Raw genomic sequence first — 14,720 nt, forward strand, 5'->3', positions numbered from 1 at the left:
ACGGGGTCCACGGGGCGGCCCGGGGCGCCCGCGCAACGAATCGCCGCGTAGGCCAGGGAACACGCAACGAATCGATGCGCGGAGCGCAACGCTCACGGCTTGTCCGGGTCGAACGCGCGAACGTACCGTTTTATGACCCCCTCCCCGCCTGTCACAGAGGTAGCCCATGCCCCCGCTGCGCACCGCCCTCCTCCAGAGCTCCGGCGTTCTCGGCGACACCGCCGAGAACCTCAAGGCGCTCGACGAGGCAGCGGCGCGCGCCGCACAGAGTGGGGCCGGGCTCCTCGTGACCTCGGAGATGTTCCTGACCGGCTACGCGCTGGACCTCCAGGACATCCCCGGCCTCGCCGAAGCCGCCGACGGCGCCTCCGCCCGGGCCATCGGCGAGATCGCCCGGCGCCACGGGATCGCCGTCCTGTACGGCTACCCGGAGAGCGCGGACGGCGTCGTCTACAACGCCGCCCAGCTCATCGGCCCCGACGGCGCGGCGCTGGCGAACTACCGCAAGACCCACCTCTTCGGCTGCTTCGAACAGGACGCCTTCACCCCCGGCGACACCCCCGTCGTCCAGGCGGACCTGAACGGCCTCCGCATCGGCATCATGATCTGCTACGACGTGGAGTTCCCCGAGAACGTCCGGGCGCACGCGCTCGCCGGCACCGACCTCCTCCTGGTGCCGACCGCGCAGATGCACCCGTTCCAGTTCGTCGCCGAACAGCTCGTCCCCGTAAGGGCCTTCGAGAACCAGATGTACATCGCGTACGTCAACCGCACCGGTCCGGAAGGCGAGTTCGAGTTCGTCGGACTCAGCTGCCTGGCGAGCCCCGACGGGGTCACCCGGACCCGGGCCGGCCGCGGCGAGGAGCTGGTGTTCGGCGAGGCCGACCCCGAGCTGCTGTCGGCCTCGCGCGAGAACAACCCGTACCTGCGCGACCGCCGACCCGGGCTCTACGCCTCCCTCGTCTAAGCCCTCTTCTTCCCCCAGCCCTGCCGCAAGGAGACGTACCCCCATGACGTCCACGGTGCCCACCACCGCCGTCCCGCACAGCGACGGACAGCCGCCGATCACCATGTTCGGCCCGGACTTCCCGTACGCGTACGACGACTTCCTCGCCCACCCGGCGGGCCTCGGCCAGATACCGGCGACCGAGCTCGGCACCGAGGTCGCCGTCATCGGCGGCGGGCTGTCCGGCATCATCTCGGCCTACGAGCTGATGAAGATGGGCCTCAAGCCCGTCGTCTACGAGGCCGACCAGATCGGCGGCCGCCTGCGCACCGTCGGCTTCGAGGGCGCCGAGACCGAGGGCCTCACGGCGGAGATGGGCGCCATGCGCTTCCCGCCCTCCTCCACGGCCCTGCAGCACTACATCGACCTCGTCGGCCTGGTCACGGAGCCCTTCCCGAACCCGCTCGCCGAGTCCACCCCCTCGACGGTCGTCGACCTCAAGGGCGAGACCCACTACGCCGAGACGATCGCGGACCTCCCGCAGATCTACCGCGACGTGTCCGCCGCGTGGAACGCCTGCCTCGACGAGGGCGCCGACTTCTCCGACATGAACACCGCGATGCGCGAGCGGGACGTCCCGCGCATCCGCGAGATCTGGGCCAAGCTCGTCGAGAAGCTCGACGACGAGACCTTCTACGGCTTCCTCTGCAAGTCGGAGGCCTTCAAGTCCTTCCGCAAGCGCGAGATCTTCGGCCAGGTCGGCTTCGGCACCGGCGGCTGGGACACCGACTTCCCGAACTCCATCCTGGAGATCCTGCGCGTCGTCTACACCGAGGCAGACGACCACCACCGCGGCATCGTGGGCGGCTCGCAGCAGCTGCCGCTGCGCCTGTGGGAGCGCGAGCCGGAGAAGATCGTCCACTGGGCCCAGGGCACCTCCCTGGCCACCCTGCACGACGGCACCCCGCGCCCGGCGGTCACCCGCCTGCACCGCACGGCCGGCAACCGCATCACGGTCACCGACTCCTCCGGCGACATCCGCACGTACCGCGCCGCGATCTTCACGGCCCAGTCCTGGATGCTCCTGTCGAAGATCGAGTGCGACGACACGTTGTTCCCGATCGACCACTGGACGGCGATCGAGCGCACCCACTACATGGAGTCGTCGAAGCTGTTCGTCCCCGTGGACCGGCCGTTCTGGCTGGACAAGGACGAGGAGACCGGCCGCGACGTCATGTCGATGACGCTGACCGACCGCATGACCCGCGGCACGTACCTGCTGGACAACGGTCCGGACAAGCCCGCCGTCATCTGCCTCTCGTACACCTGGTGCGACGACAGCCTCAAGTGGCTGCCGCTGTCCGCGAACGAGCGGATGGAGGTCATGCTGAAGTCCCTCGGCGAGATCTACCCCAAGGTCGACATCCGCCGTCACATCATCGGCAACCCGGTCACCGTCTCCTGGGAGGACGAGCCCTACTTCATGGGCGCGTTCAAGGCCAACCTCCCGGGCCACTACCGCTACCAGCGGCGCCTGTTCACCCACTTCATGCAGGACCGCCTCCCCGAGGACAAGCGCGGCATCTTCCTCGCGGGCGACGACATCTCCTGGACGGCAGGCTGGGCCGAGGGCGCGGTCCAGACCGCCCTCAACGCCGTCTGGGGCGTCATGCACCACCTCGGCGGGTCCACGGACTCCACCAACCCGGGCCCGGGCGACGTCTACGACGAGATCGCCCCGGTCGAACTCCCCGAGGACTGATCCTCCGGGCACCCAAGGCCACGGGCCGTCCCCGCGCGAGCAGCGCGGGGACGGCCCGTTCTCAATGCCCGCGCCACGGCGGGGCCGTACGCCTCCAGACCAGCCTCCAGCGCGCGGCCATCGCGGCGCGCGCTGCCGGTACGTCGTCCTCCGGTCCGGTGGGGCGGTACCCCAGGCTCACCCCGCACCCGGCGCACAGCCGGTGGACGCCGTGACCGCTGTGGTACGGCGTCGTGCCGCGGTCCACGTCGCAGACGGGGCAGCTCGCCCACTCCCCGGGCAGGGCGCGCAGGATGCGCGGCATCGTGGCCGTGAGCGGCTCCACGGGGTGGAACTCCGGGTCGGGGCACCAGAGCCGGCGCGTCGGCTCGGGCGGATCCGGGATCCGGACCCCGGCCGCCTTCTGCGCGCGTCGCGCGACCACCCAGGTCGCGTGTGCGGCCTGCCAGATCTCCCGGGCGGCGTGCAGCTCCTCCACCGCCCTCACCAGCGCGTCCGGATCCTCCTCCAGGTCCGCCGGGATCCGGGCGCTGTGGACCAAGTGGTGGTAGGTCGCGCGGACGCCGTACGGCGCGAACTCGGCCACGCAGGTCCGGAACCCGCAGAACCTCTGCACCGGCGCCAGCGAGACGTCGTGCACCCGGAGCCGGTGCGTGGCGAAGCTGGTCATTCCGGGAGCGTAAGGCGGCCCCGCCCGGCCCGCAGCGGGGTTTCAGCCCCGCGGGGTCAGCAGGCAGCGGCCGACCAGGCCCACGCCCGCGTCGAGGGAGTCCGTGAACTCCTCGGCCAGTTCCGGCACCCGGCGCAACGTCCACAGCAAGCGGGCCGCCGACCAGGCCGCGGCGCGGGCGCGCTCCAGGCTCCACGAGCCGACCAGGTGGGTCAGCGGATCGGCGATCTCCAACAGGTCCGGGCCCGGCATCAGGTCCTCCCGGATGTGCTCCTCCAGCGAGACCAACGTGTCGCCGACCCGGTCGAAATCCGCCTCCAGGGCCTGTGGTTCACAGCCCAGCTCACCGCAGGTGGTCACCACCGCCAGCGCCAGGTCATGGCCGATGTGCGCGTTGATCCCGGCCAGCGCGTGCTGGAGCGGGCGGATCCCGGGGTGGCGGCGGTACTGCAGCAGGGGGCGCCAGCAGGCCGGGGCCCGGTCCGCCTCGACCGCCGTCAGGTACCGCTCCGCGAACCGCACGCTGAGCGTCTGCGCCCGCCGGGGCGCCGGGAACCCGCCGTGCTCGATCCGCCGGTGCAGGGTCTCCGTCACCGTCAGGTAGACCCGGTTGAAGACGGCGACGCCGTCCTGCGGCGGGAGCCGCTCCTCCAGGGCGCGCATCCGCGCCAGCACCGCATCCATGGGGGCAGGGTGCCAGGCGCCGACGCGGATCCGGGGAACTTGGCCGTACGCTTCCCCGGTTCGGGCGAAACACCGTCAACGGGGCTTGTCCCGGCCGTCCCCGGAGCCCTCGTCGTAGCCGGAGGTGCCCGCGTCGAGCAGGGGCTCCTGCTTGAGGTGCGCGGGCGCGAGGTAGCGCAGCGCGTGGTAGCCGGTGATCACCACGATCGTGCCCAGAGCGATGCCGCCCAGCTCGAAGCTGTCGGTGATCTGCAGCTTCACACCGCCGATGCCGATGATGATGCCCGCCGCCGCCGGCACCAGGTTCAGCGGATTGCGCAGGTCCACCCCGCCGTTGATCCAGATCTGCGCGCCGAGCAGGCCGATCATCCCGTAGAGGATGACCGTGATGCCGCCGAGCACTCCGCCCGGGATCGCGGCGACGATCGCACCGAACTTGGGGCAGAGCCCGAAGAGCAGCGCGAAGCCCGCGGCCGCCCAGTAGGCCGCCGTGGAGTAGACGCGGGTGGCTGCCATGACACCGATGTTCTCGGAGTAGGTGGTGTTCGGCGGGCCGCCGACCGCCGTGGACAGCATGGACGCGGCGCCGTCCGCCGCGATCGCCGTGCCCAGCTTGTCGTCGAGCGGATCGCCGGTCATCTCGCCCACGGCCTTGATGTGGCCCGCGTTCTCGGCGATCAGAGCGATCACCACCGGCAGGGCGATCAGGATCGCCGACCACTCGAAGGCGGGCGCGTGGAAGGACGGCAGCCCGATCCAGTCCGCCTTGGCGACCGCGGAGAGGTCGAGCCGCCAGTGGTCGACGGCGGCCTCCCCGCCCAACGTCGAGTGGATCTTCCCGAAGAGCAGGTCGGAGAGCCAGGAGATCCCGTACCCGAAGAGCAGACCGAGGAAGATCGCGATGCGCGACCAGAAGCCGCGCAGACAGACCACGGCCGCCCCCGTGAACAGCATCGTCAGCAACGCCGTCCACTGGTCCTGCGGCCAGTACGTGCTCGCCGTCACCGGCGCCAGGTTGAAGCCGATCAGCATCACCACCGCGCCCGTCACGATGGGCGGCATCGCCGTGTGGATGACGCGGGCGCCGAACCGCTGGACCACCAGTCCCGCCAGGAACAGTGCCACGCCGACGACGAAGACGGCGCCCGTGACCACCGCACTGTCACCGCCTGCGGCCCGGATCGCCGCCGCGACACCGACGAACGACAGCGAGCAGCCCAGGTACGACGGGACCCGCCCGCGCGTCGCGAGGAGGAAGATCACCGTCGCGACGCCCGACATCATGATGGCCAGGTTCGGGTCCAGGCCCATCAGGACCGGAGCGACGAAACTCGCGCCGAACATCGCCACGACGTGCTGCGCGCCCAGCCCGGCGGTCCGCGGCCACGACAGCCGCTCCTCCGGCCGGACCACCGCCCCGGGGGCGGGAGTCCGCCCGTCTCCGTGCAGGGTCCAGCCCACGCCGAGGCCCATGTTCCACTCCTCTTCTCCGGACGGTCACCGATCCGGCTGCTCACACGTCGAGGCCGCAGCGCACGTGGTACGTGCCGCTGCGGCCAGTCGACATATTACGGCCGGGTATGGGCGGGTTCGTCGAGGTCGGCGGGGCCGGACTTCGCCGCCACCCCGCCGAGATCGCCCCCAGCCTGCCCCACCGGCGGCCCTTGGCGCAGTACCGCGGCACCGGCGACCAGCGCGAACGCCAGCAGGGTGACCAGCCCGAAGGACACCACCAGCGACGTCGCGTTCGCCACCGCACCGATCGCCGACGGGGCGATCAACCCCGACGTGTACGTGATCGTCGCGACACCGGCGATGGCCTGCGCCGGGGCCGGACCGCTGCGCCCCGCCGCCGCGAAGGCCAGCGGGACCACCACCGCGATCCCGAGCCCGATCAACCCGAACCCGGCCAGCGCACCGGCCGGATGCCGGACCCCGACCACGAGCAGCCCGCCCAGCGTGGCCACCGCCCCGCCCGCCCGGACCGTCCGCACCGCCCCGAACCGGTCCACCACCCGGTCCCCGACCAGCCGGGCCACGGCCATGGTGAGCGCGAAGGCAGTGGTGGAGGCCGCCGCCAGACCCGCGTCCGTGTGCAGGACGTCCCGCAGGTAGACCGCCGACCAGTCCAGGCTCGCGCCCTCGGCGAAGACCGCGCAGAACCCGACGGCCCCGATCAGCAGCGCCGACTTCGGCGGCAGCGCGAAGTGCGGCGGCGCCTGCGCATCCTGGTCGGCCCTCAGGTCCAGCACGCCCTGTACGGCGAACAGCCCGACCGCCGTCAGGACCAGCGCGGCGACCAGGTGGTGCAGCCGGGCGTCGGCCCCGGCGTGGGCGGCGACGGCACCCGCGGCCGACCCGAGCAGCGCCCCCACGCTCCACATGCCGTGCAGCGAGGACATGATCGAGCGACCCAGCCGGTTCTCCGTCTCCACGCCCAGCGCGTTCATCGCCACGTCCGACATCCCGGCGGTGGCTCCGTAGACGAACAGCACGAAGCAGAGGGCGGGCAGGTTCGGGGCGAGGCTCGGCAGGATCAGCGAGAGGGTCCAGAGCGAGAGCAGGGCCCGCAGCGCGGCGCGCGCGCCGAGCCAGTGGTTGATCCGGCCCGCCAGCGGCATCGCGAGCGCCGCGCCCACGGCGGGGGCGGCGAGGGCCAGGCCCAGGGTGCCCGGGCTGAGCTGGGCGTGCTCCTGGATCCAGGGGATGCGGGTGGCGAAGGAGCCGGTGACGGCGCCGTGGGTGCAGAAGACGGCGGCGATGGCGTAGCGGGCATGGCGCAGGCGCGCCGGGCTGAGGTCGGTGTCCCCGGTCATGAGGACTAAACTATCAGGGACCCTTCCTGATAGATAATGGGTTCGACTCCCTAGGATGGGCTCCGTGACTCCTGCCCCCACCACAGCCCCGGCACCGTCGCCCGCCTCGCCCAGCACGGCCCGGGCCATCAACGACCGCCTCGCCCTGCAACTCCTCCAGGAATCCGGGCCGCTGACGGCCACCCAGCTCAAAACCATGACCGGCCTCTCCCGCCCCTCGGTCGCCGACCTCGTCGACCGGCTCACCGAAGCCGGACTCATCGAAGTCGCCGGCGAATCCGGCGAACAGCGCCGCGGCCCCAACGCCAAGCTGTACGGGATCGTCGCCGACCGCGCCCACCTGGCCGCCCTCGACGTGCGCACCGACCGGGTCACCGCCGTCGTCACCGACCTCCTCGGCCGCCCCCTCGCCGAAGCCGCCCTGCCCGTCGGCGCCCCCGAGGACGCCGTGGCCGCCCTGCTGCGCACCGCACGCGAGGCCGGCGCCGCCGAGCTGCACACCGTCGTCATGGGCGCCCCGGGCCTGGTCGCCCCCGCCACCGGCGAACTCCGCGACACCAGCGGCCTCCCGGCCTGGCACCGGGACCTCGTCACCGCCCTGCAGCGGAGCCTGCCCGCCGTGGTCGTCGTAGAGAACGAGACCAACCTGGCCGCCCTCGCCGAGCAGCGCCTTGGTGTGGCCCGCGACCTGGACTCCTTCGTCCTGCTGTGGCTCGGCGCGGGCGTGGGCGCGGCCGTCGTCCTGGACGGCCGGCTGCGCCGCGGCGCCTCCGGCGGGGCGGGCGAGATCGGCTTCCTCCCCGTACCGGGCACCGCCGGACTGCCGTCGGCCGAGGACTGCGCGGGCGGATTCCACGCCCTGGTGGGCCGCGAAGCCGTGACCGCGCTGGCCCGCGCACACGGCTTCGCGGGCCCGGCGGAGGAGGCCGTGGCCGGAGCCGCGGGGGAGGCCTTCCTCGAAGCCCTGGCCGAACGGCTCGCGCTCGGCGCGGCGGCGGCCGCGGCGATCCTGGACCCGGGCTGCGTGGTCCTGGGGGGCGAGCTGGGCCGCGCGGGCGGCCCCGCCTTGGCCGCCCGGGTTGCCCACCGCGTGGCGAAACTGACCCCGGTCCCGACGGAGATCCGCGCCACGACCCTGGGCGACCCGGCGGTCCTGGCGGGAGCCGAACTGGCGGCGCGGGAGGCCGCGCAGGCGGTGCTGTTCGGGGGGTAGGGGGCGGGCGGGGGCTTCGGTGGGCGGGGGCCGCTCGGCCGGCATCAGGGATGCGTATGGGGTTTTCCCGTCAGTCCGATCGTCTCCGTGTCGGGCCGGTCCCTCAAGGGCGCTCCTTCGTCGCGTCACTGCGTGATGGCCTTCGGCCACCCTTGACCGACCGTCCCGCCACGGAGAACCGAAGACTGCCGAGAAACCCCCAAAAGAATGGGCCGGGCACTCAAGGGCCAGGACGGGCAGTCGGAGACACCCCTCCCTGTCGGGCGCGAAGAGCGACGACCGAGAGACGGGGCCCATCCCGACCCGGGCCCGCGTCGGGGGAAGCGCCCCCGATCGCTACGCGCTCCCCATCTCTCAGCGTCCAACGGCCGTCTTGGGCTGGACATAGGCCGCCCACGGCCCCAAGTGCTCTCACTGATGGCGCCCGACGGCCGGCTGCAGTTGGCCACAAGCCGCCCACGGTCTCGGTCCGACGCTCGACACGCGTCCGACGACCGTCCGAGGTCGGACATAGGCCGCCCACGACCCTTGGCCGCTCCTCTCTGGAGGCGTCTGACGGCTGTCCGGGACGGAGAAGCGTGGGACAGCGGCCATTTCGTCGTGGATGCGGGTCGGTGCACGTGAGTCATGGGACGCCTCGCGCGCCGGCGGCGTCATCCCGTGGTAGCCCGTCGGCTCAACCCGGCGGCGGACGCTGAACGCCCGCCCCGCGACCGAGGATTGACAACGTCAGATCTCGTGGGGGAGGGCATAGATGACCATGCACGCCAGGGGCACGGCACCAGGGGCAGCCGGGACGTCAGGCGGTACGCCAACCGGCCGCAAGCCAGCCGAGCCCGTTCCCCGCTGGGCGGTCCGGGTGGCCCATGCCATTCCGCTGTGTGTCTTACCGTCCGGGTTATGGCGTGTTGCGCTGGTGCTGGGCCTGGCGGGCTACAACCCGGACTACGAGTGGGCGGCGTGGGAACGCCCGTACGTGCTCGGCCTGTCCGTGGTCAGCGAAGGACTCGCGCTGCTCGCCCTCGGGCTGGTGCGGCCGTGGGGCGAAGTCGTCCCGCGTTGGGTGCCGGGGCTGCGCGGTAGACGGATCCCGATCCCGGCGGCGGTCATTCCGGCCGCACTCGGGGCAACGCTGATCACGCTGTTGTGGGCGTACGCCTTCCTGAACGCGATCTTCGGCTTCGTGGAGCCGATGAACGAGAACGGCGACGGAGGCCCTACCAGCGGTCCGGCCGCCTGGGCACTGTGGGCGGCGTACGCCCCCCTCCTCGCCTGGGGCCCGCTCCTGGCGATCCTCACCGTCGCGTACTACCGACGCCGCCGAGCGGCCGACGCATCAGCTACTGACAGCCGTCGGTCGGCGGACATTTGATCTCCCTGAGTGGTGTGACAAGTAGTCACTCGCTCAGGCTCGTCAACGTAGGGTGGGCGGGTGTCAGCTGAATTGGGAGACCGGCCCAAGCCGTCCGATGAGATGCGGGATGTCTATGACGTCCTGGAGCACGTGCGGCTGCGTCCTGGGATGTTCGTTCGCGACGGCTCTTTGCAGGAGCTGGCGCTGATCCTCGCTGGCTATGGCACCGCGCTGCACGTGCACGATGTGGGTGAGCATTTCGACCTCGCTCCGGTTGGGCCGTTCGCGGACTGGCTGTGTCGGAGCCGTGGATGGTCGATGTCGTGTGGGTGGGCCACTGCCATCGAGCTGAACGTCCAGGACGAGCCGCCGCTGTCGGCGTTCTTCCGATTGCTGGATGAGTGGCGGGCGGCTACCGCAGTAGAGCAGGCGCGGTAGCCGCGCCCTGAAACGGCGGGCAGCGTTGGGCACCGCCAGGGGGCGTCAGAGTCGGCCTATGTCCGACCTCGGACGGTCGTCGGACGCGTGTCGAGCGTCGGTCCGAGGTCGTGGGCGGCTTATGCCCGACCCAAGACGGTGTGGAGACGCTAAGGGATGAGGAGCGCGTAGCGATCGGACGCGCTTCCCCCGACCCGGCAGGTGGCTGTCATGGGCCCCGTCTCTCGGTCGTGGCTCTTCGCGCCCGACCAGGCCGGGCATGTCCGACGCCCGTCCCTGAAAGAGAAGTCCCGGCCCGTTCTTTTGGGGGTTTCCCGGCAGTCTTCGGTTCTCCGTGGCGGGACGGTCGGTCAAGGGTGGAGCGCAGCGACATCGCGAAGCGACGCGACGAAGGAGCGCCCTTGAGGGACCGGCCCGACACGGAGACGATCGGACTGACGGGAAAACCCCATACACAACTCTGATGCCGGCCGGGTGACCCCCGCCTTACCGAAGCCCCCGCCCCCGCCTACCGTCCTCGCTCCGCCGCGAAGTCGGCGAACGTCAGACGGCCCACCGCGTGGGACGGGGTCAGGTTGCCGCCGCGCTTGAAGCCCGCGTAGGCCTTGCCCGCCAGGGGGAAGGGGAGCACCCGGCGGTGGCGGCCCGTCGCGGTCAGGTAGGTGCGGGCCAGGTCCGGCAGGGTGTGGACCTCCGGACCGCCCATGTCCGGGACCCGGCCCGACGGGGTCGGGACGGCCAGTTCCACCAGGCGGTCCGCGACCTCACCGACGGCGATCGGCTGGACCCGTACCCCGCTCGGCACCGGCACCAGCGGAAGCTTCGCCGCCGTGTCCACCAGCTGCGCCACCAGATCGTGGAACTGGGTCGTGCGCAGGATGGTCAGGCCCAGCCCGGACTCCTCCAGCAGCCGCTCGACCCTCAGCTTCGTCCGGTAGTAGCCGAGCGGCACCACGTCGACCCCGACGATCGAGATGTAGACGATGTTGGTGACGGTCCCCGCCCGCCGGGCCGCGTCGATGAGGTGCCGGGCGGCGGCTTCGTCGTCCTTGCCCCCGCGGCGCGTGTTGCTCGCGCAGTGCACGATCACCTCCGCGCCCGCCGTCGCCTCGTCCAGCCCGCTGCCGTCCGCCAGGTCGACCTGGTGGTCCGGGGCGTGCCGGCTCAGCGCACGGACCTCGTGGCCCGCGCTCCGGAGCCGGTCCACGACCAGCACGCCGAGGGTGCCGGTGCCGCCGGTGACGAGGATGGTGCTCACGGGTTCCGCCTTTCGCCGATGTCGTTCCTTCAGCAGCGGAGACCGGACGGCCCTCAGGAATGTGACAGCTGCCGATGGAGGAATTCCAGCTTCTCCGGATTGACCACCGTGCTGAGCCCGCTGACCAGCCCGTTCTCGAATTCCACCAGAAGAACGCCCGTCTCGCCGAAGAGCAGCGCCGGTACCCCGTTGACCTCCGCGACGCTGACCGGCAGGTCCCCGGCGAACTTCTTGAGCACCCCGATCGCGAACCGGGCCACCTTCTCCCGCCCCAGGATCGGCCGCAGTGCCGCATTGACCACGCCGCCGCCGTCCGAGACGAAGCGGGCGTCGGCCGTCAGCAGCCCCTCCAGCCGGGTCAGGTCCCCGCTGCGCGCCGCCGTCATGAAGGTTTCCACGAGGCTCTGCCACCGCTCGGGGTCCGGTGCGAAGCGCGGCTCCGGCGCGGTCGGCCGCTCCGTGGCCACCCGGCCGGCCGCCCGCCGGTAGAGCTGGCGGCAGTTGGCCTCGGTGAGGTCGAGGAGTCCGGCGATCTCCCGGTGGCTGTAGGTGAAGGCCTCGCGCAGCACGTAGGCGGCCCGTTCCACCGGCGTCAGCTGCTCCAGCAGCACCAGCAGGGCCATGGACACGCTGTCCCGCTGCTCCGCGGACTCCAGCGGGCCGAGCGTGCCGTCCCCGGTGAGGACGGGTTCCGGGAGCCAGGGGCCTACGTACGCCTCGCGCCGGACCCGTGCCGAGGTGAGGGTGTTGAGGCACAGGTTCGTGACGACCTTGGCGAGCCAGGCGCCGGGGTGCTCGATCGCCTCGCGGTCCGCCGACGCCCAGCGCAGGTACGCCTCCTGCACGGTGTCCTCGGCCTCCGCGGCGGAGCCGAGCATGCGGTAGGCGATGCCGAACATCCGGGGACGGTTTTCCTCGAAGTCCGCGTCGGACGCGGGGATGTGTGTGATCACCGGTGCAGCGTACGAGGCCGGGTCCGTGCGGAACGAGCGAGGACCCGGTGGCCGCCGGGCCACCGGGTCCTCACGTTCGTCCGTGGATCAGGGTGCGGGGGTCAGCAGGCGCCCTGGTCCTTCCAGACACCCCATTCACCGGTGGTGCCGGGCTCTTCGTTCTGCGTCCACCACTGGGCCTTCCAGGTGCGGCCCTTGTGGGAGACGAGGTTGCCGCTGTTGTAGACCGTGCCCGCCGCGTACGCCGGGTTGGTGCAGGTCCCGCCCGGAGGCGTGGTCGGCGGGGTCGTGGGAGGAGTGGTGGGCGGGGTGGTCGGGGGAGTGGTGGGGGGCTGGGTGCCGCCGCCGGGCTGGACCGTCGTCGTACCGCGGGCCAGGTCGCCGGCGAGGGCGTAGGTGGTGCCGGAGATCTTCACCGTCCAGTTGGAGGGCGTGGACACCGGCAGGTAGTAGTTGAAGGCCAGGTCGACGGAGGCGCCGGGGGCCAGGGTCTGCCAGGCCGGGAGCTTCAGGGAGACCCGCTGGAAGTCGCCCTTCAGGCCGCCGACGTTGGTGCCGGTGTGGCCGCTGCTGATCACGGTCGTGCCGAAGCCGGACTGGTCGGAGGCGTTGTTGGGGGCCGAGGTGCCGTAGTCGAACTGGAACTCGGTGCCGCCGGGCAGCGTGGCGTTCGTGTTGTTGGTGATCTTCAGCTTCGGGGTGAGCGGGTAGTTGGAGTCGCCCAGCTTGAACTCGGTGAACTCCGTCTTGATGTCCACGGCCTGGGTGGGCAGCGCGGTCGCGCCCGCCTTCTTCGCGCCGTAGGGGGAGGCCGACTTGAACTTCTGGTACATCGTGTCGGTGAGCGTGTCGCCCATCTCGTACTGGCCCTTGGCCGCGTTGTACGCGTAGTCGCCCGCGAGCTCCCAGACCATCGTGCCGCCGATGCCCTTGTTGATCACGTAGTCGGCCTTGGCGGCCACCGACTGCTCGTCCTCCGTGGAGAGGAAGACCTTCTTCTGCGCGTTCCACAGCCACGGCGCCACCAAGGTGGAGTCGTACTTGCGGACGTATGCGCCGGTCAGCGTGGTGTTCGCCGGGAAGCCGTACTTGGTGACGTAGTCGCCTACGACGCCCTTCTCCAGGTTCTTGGCGTGCCACATCGGGTTGGAGCCCGCCGGGGACTCGACCCCGTTGGTGTCCTTGTCGTGCCACAGGTTGTCGATGCCGACCGCGCCGTCGCCGCACTTGGTCAGGCCCGCGCCGGCCGGGCAGGTGGTCGCGGGCGCCTTGCCCCACAGGCCGTCGGTGCCGCCCTGCACGTTCTTGAAGCCGCGGGTGTAGTAGGGCAGGCCGATGTTGATCCGGCCGCCCGGCATCGAGCCGCGGAAGTAGTGGTAGGCCCAGTCGGTGTTGAGGTAGCCGATGCCGCCGTACTGGGAGGTGGAGTAGACGCCGGCGGCCGCGAGTTCGCCGTCCTTGCCGTCGTCGAAGAGCGAGGCGTTGGGGCCGACGTACTCGTTCCAGGCGCCGTGCAGGTCGTAGGACATGATGTTGACGTAGTCCAGGTACTTCTGGACCTGGAACGTCTCCATGCCGCGCAGCAGGTAGCCGGAGGAGGGGGCGGCGACGGAGAGCAGGTAGTGCTTGCCGTCGGCGGCGCCCGCGCGGTCGAGCTTCTCGCGCAGGGACTTCATCAGGGCCGCGTAGCCCTGTACGAGGCCGGCGCGGCGGGCGTTGGCCAGTTGCCAGTCCAGCGGGTTGCCGGCGTCCTTCATGGTGGTCGGGTACTCGTAGTCGATGTCGACGCCGTTGAACCCGTACGTGCGGATGAACTCGACCGAGGAGTCGGCGAAGGTGTCGATGCCGACCTGGTTGACGGAGCCGTCGGCGTTCGTGGCCATCGAGTAGAAGCCGCCGGAGGCGACCCGGTTGCCGTCGTCGCCGAAGTAGCCTCCGGTCTCCGCCCAGCCGCCGACCGAGATCAGCGTCTTGACGTTCGGGTACTGCTTCTTGAACTTCGTCAGCTGGTTGAAGTGGCCCTTGTAGGGGAGGGCCGGGTCCATCTCGGCGCCGGCGACACCGGGCCAGGTCATCCCGGTGGCGGCGTTGTTCGCGCCGTCCGCGCCGACGGAGATCTTGTTGTCGGAGCCCACGTGGGCGAAGGCGTAGTTCAGGTGGGTGACCTTGGACCACGGGATGTTGTTGGCGAGGTAGGCGGGGGCGCCGTCCTTGCCGGTGCGCCAGCCGGTGAAGTATCCGATGACGCGGCGCTGGTGGTCGGCGCCCATCTTCTCGCGGCCTTCGGTGTCGTAGACCGAGCAGTACGGGACGTCGACGCCGGCGGTCTTGTACAACCCGTCTGGGCGACAGCCTTCGTTGTCGGCCGCGTGCGAGACGCCCGCCGAGAGCCCGCCCACCAGGAGTCCGGCGATCGCTGCGCCGGATGCCAGGAGCATCGCTCTCGTACGTGTGGGGGACAGCATTGTGCCTCCTGGGGAGGGGAGGATGCAGGACACAACTGGACACAACATGAAGCAACAGGAGTGGTGCAGAAGCGTGTTGGCCCGTGACGTGCGCACATCTGACGGGCCGTTCCCGGGAAGTTGAAGGGAACGTTAAGAGGACTAGACCAACCCGTCAATAG

12 protein-coding genes are annotated in these 14,720 nt (G+C 71.1%); 5 read left to right on the plus strand and 7 right to left on the minus strand.

The window, feature by feature from the left end; all coding sequences use genetic code 11:
- Positions 1 to 166 precede the first annotated feature (166 nt).
- Together OG207_RS34650 and OG207_RS34655 are read left to right on the plus strand one after the other, a co-directional pair.
- Complete coding sequence (locus tag OG207_RS34650) at positions 167 to 967, plus strand: carbon-nitrogen hydrolase family protein (RefSeq protein ID WP_329104131.1); 801 nt, start codon at positions 167 to 169, stop codon at positions 965 to 967.
- Positions 968 to 1,010: 43 nt separating this feature from the next.
- Positions 1,011 to 2,708, plus strand: coding sequence for a flavin monoamine oxidase family protein (locus OG207_RS34655; RefSeq protein ID WP_329104133.1), 1,698 nt, complete (start codon positions 1,011 to 1,013; stop codon positions 2,706 to 2,708).
- Positions 2,709 to 2,769: 61 nt separating this feature from the next.
- Here the strand turns inward: OG207_RS34655 and OG207_RS34660 are convergent, their stop codons facing one another.
- From OG207_RS34660 to OG207_RS34675, 4 genes are all read right to left on the minus strand, one after another.
- Positions 2,770 to 3,378: a hypothetical protein gene (locus OG207_RS34660; RefSeq protein WP_329104135.1), complete on the minus strand. Its 609-nt coding sequence runs from the start codon at positions 3,376 to 3,378 to the stop codon at positions 2,770 to 2,772.
- A 42-nt stretch (positions 3,379 to 3,420) separates the two neighbouring features.
- Positions 3,421 to 4,062 (minus strand): DUF5995 family protein, encoded by a 642-nt coding sequence (locus OG207_RS34665; RefSeq protein ID WP_329104137.1) that lies wholly within the window; start codon positions 4,060 to 4,062, stop codon positions 3,421 to 3,423.
- A 75-nt stretch (positions 4,063 to 4,137) separates the two neighbouring features.
- Positions 4,138 to 5,535 (minus strand): uracil-xanthine permease family protein, encoded by a 1,398-nt coding sequence (locus OG207_RS34670; protein ID WP_329104139.1) that lies wholly within the window; start codon positions 5,533 to 5,535, stop codon positions 4,138 to 4,140.
- Positions 5,536 to 5,630: 95 nt separating this feature from the next.
- Positions 5,631 to 6,878 carry an MFS transporter gene (locus OG207_RS34675; protein ID WP_329104141.1) on the minus strand — a complete coding sequence of 416 codons (1,248 nt, stop codon included), beginning with the start codon at positions 6,876 to 6,878 and terminating at the stop codon, positions 5,631 to 5,633.
- Between the two features lie 55 nt (positions 6,879 to 6,933).
- Between OG207_RS34675 and OG207_RS34680 the strand changes: the two genes are divergently transcribed.
- From OG207_RS34680 to OG207_RS34690, 3 genes are all read left to right on the plus strand, one after another.
- Positions 6,934 to 8,091: an ROK family transcriptional regulator gene (locus OG207_RS34680; RefSeq protein ID WP_329104143.1), complete on the plus strand. Its 1,158-nt coding sequence runs from the start codon at positions 6,934 to 6,936 to the stop codon at positions 8,089 to 8,091.
- Positions 8,092 to 9,007: 916 nt separating this feature from the next.
- Positions 9,008 to 9,463: a hypothetical protein gene (locus OG207_RS34685; RefSeq protein ID WP_329104145.1), complete on the plus strand. Its 456-nt coding sequence runs from the start codon at positions 9,008 to 9,010 to the stop codon at positions 9,461 to 9,463.
- A 60-nt stretch (positions 9,464 to 9,523) separates the two neighbouring features.
- On the plus strand, positions 9,524 to 9,883 hold the full coding sequence (locus OG207_RS34690) for a hypothetical protein (RefSeq protein WP_329104147.1): 360 nt from the start codon (positions 9,524 to 9,526) through the stop codon (positions 9,881 to 9,883).
- A gap of 508 nt (positions 9,884 to 10,391) precedes the next feature.
- Here OG207_RS34690 and OG207_RS34695 read toward each other — a convergent pair.
- The 3 genes from OG207_RS34695 to OG207_RS34705 form a co-directional block, all read right to left on the minus strand.
- Positions 10,392 to 11,141 (minus strand): SDR family oxidoreductase, encoded by a 750-nt coding sequence (locus OG207_RS34695; RefSeq protein WP_329104149.1) that lies wholly within the window; start codon positions 11,139 to 11,141, stop codon positions 10,392 to 10,394.
- Between the two features lie 53 nt (positions 11,142 to 11,194).
- Complete coding sequence (locus OG207_RS34700; RefSeq protein WP_329104151.1) at positions 11,195 to 12,094, minus strand: RNA polymerase sigma-70 factor; 900 nt, start codon at positions 12,092 to 12,094, stop codon at positions 11,195 to 11,197.
- Positions 12,095 to 12,195: 101 nt separating this feature from the next.
- On the minus strand, positions 12,196 to 14,559 hold the full coding sequence (locus OG207_RS34705; RefSeq protein WP_329104153.1) for a chitinase C-terminal domain-containing protein: 2,364 nt from the start codon (positions 14,557 to 14,559) through the stop codon (positions 12,196 to 12,198).
- Positions 14,560 to 14,720 lie beyond the last annotated feature (161 nt).

This window comes from Streptomyces sp. NBC_01439 (assembly GCF_036227605.1).
Classification (GTDB): domain Bacteria; phylum Actinomycetota; class Actinomycetes; order Streptomycetales; family Streptomycetaceae; genus Streptomyces.

Excerpts from the sequence above, each read along its gene's own strand:
- OG207_RS34650 (WP_329104131.1), top strand. The coding sequence starts at position 167 with ATGCCCCCGCTGCGCACCGCCCTCCTCCAGAGCTCCGGCGTTCTCGGC.
- OG207_RS34655 (WP_329104133.1), top strand. The coding sequence starts at position 1,011 with ATGACGTCCACGGTGCCCACCACCGCCGTCCCGCACAGCGACGGACAG.
- OG207_RS34660 (WP_329104135.1), bottom strand. The coding sequence starts at position 3,378 with ATGACCAGCTTCGCCACGCACCGGCTCCGGGTGCACGACGTCTCGCTG.
- OG207_RS34665 (WP_329104137.1), bottom strand. The coding sequence starts at position 4,062 with ATGGATGCGGTGCTGGCGCGGATGCGCGCCCTGGAGGAGCGGCTCCCG.
- OG207_RS34670 (WP_329104139.1), bottom strand. The coding sequence starts at position 5,535 with ATGGGCCTCGGCGTGGGCTGGACCCTGCACGGAGACGGGCGGACTCCC.
- OG207_RS34675 (WP_329104141.1), bottom strand. The coding sequence starts at position 6,878 with ATGACCGGGGACACCGACCTCAGCCCGGCGCGCCTGCGCCATGCCCGC.
- OG207_RS34680 (WP_329104143.1), top strand. The coding sequence starts at position 6,934 with ATGGGCTCCGTGACTCCTGCCCCCACCACAGCCCCGGCACCGTCGCCC.
- OG207_RS34705 (WP_329104153.1), bottom strand. The coding sequence starts at position 14,559 with ATGCTGTCCCCCACACGTACGAGAGCGATGCTCCTGGCATCCGGCGCA.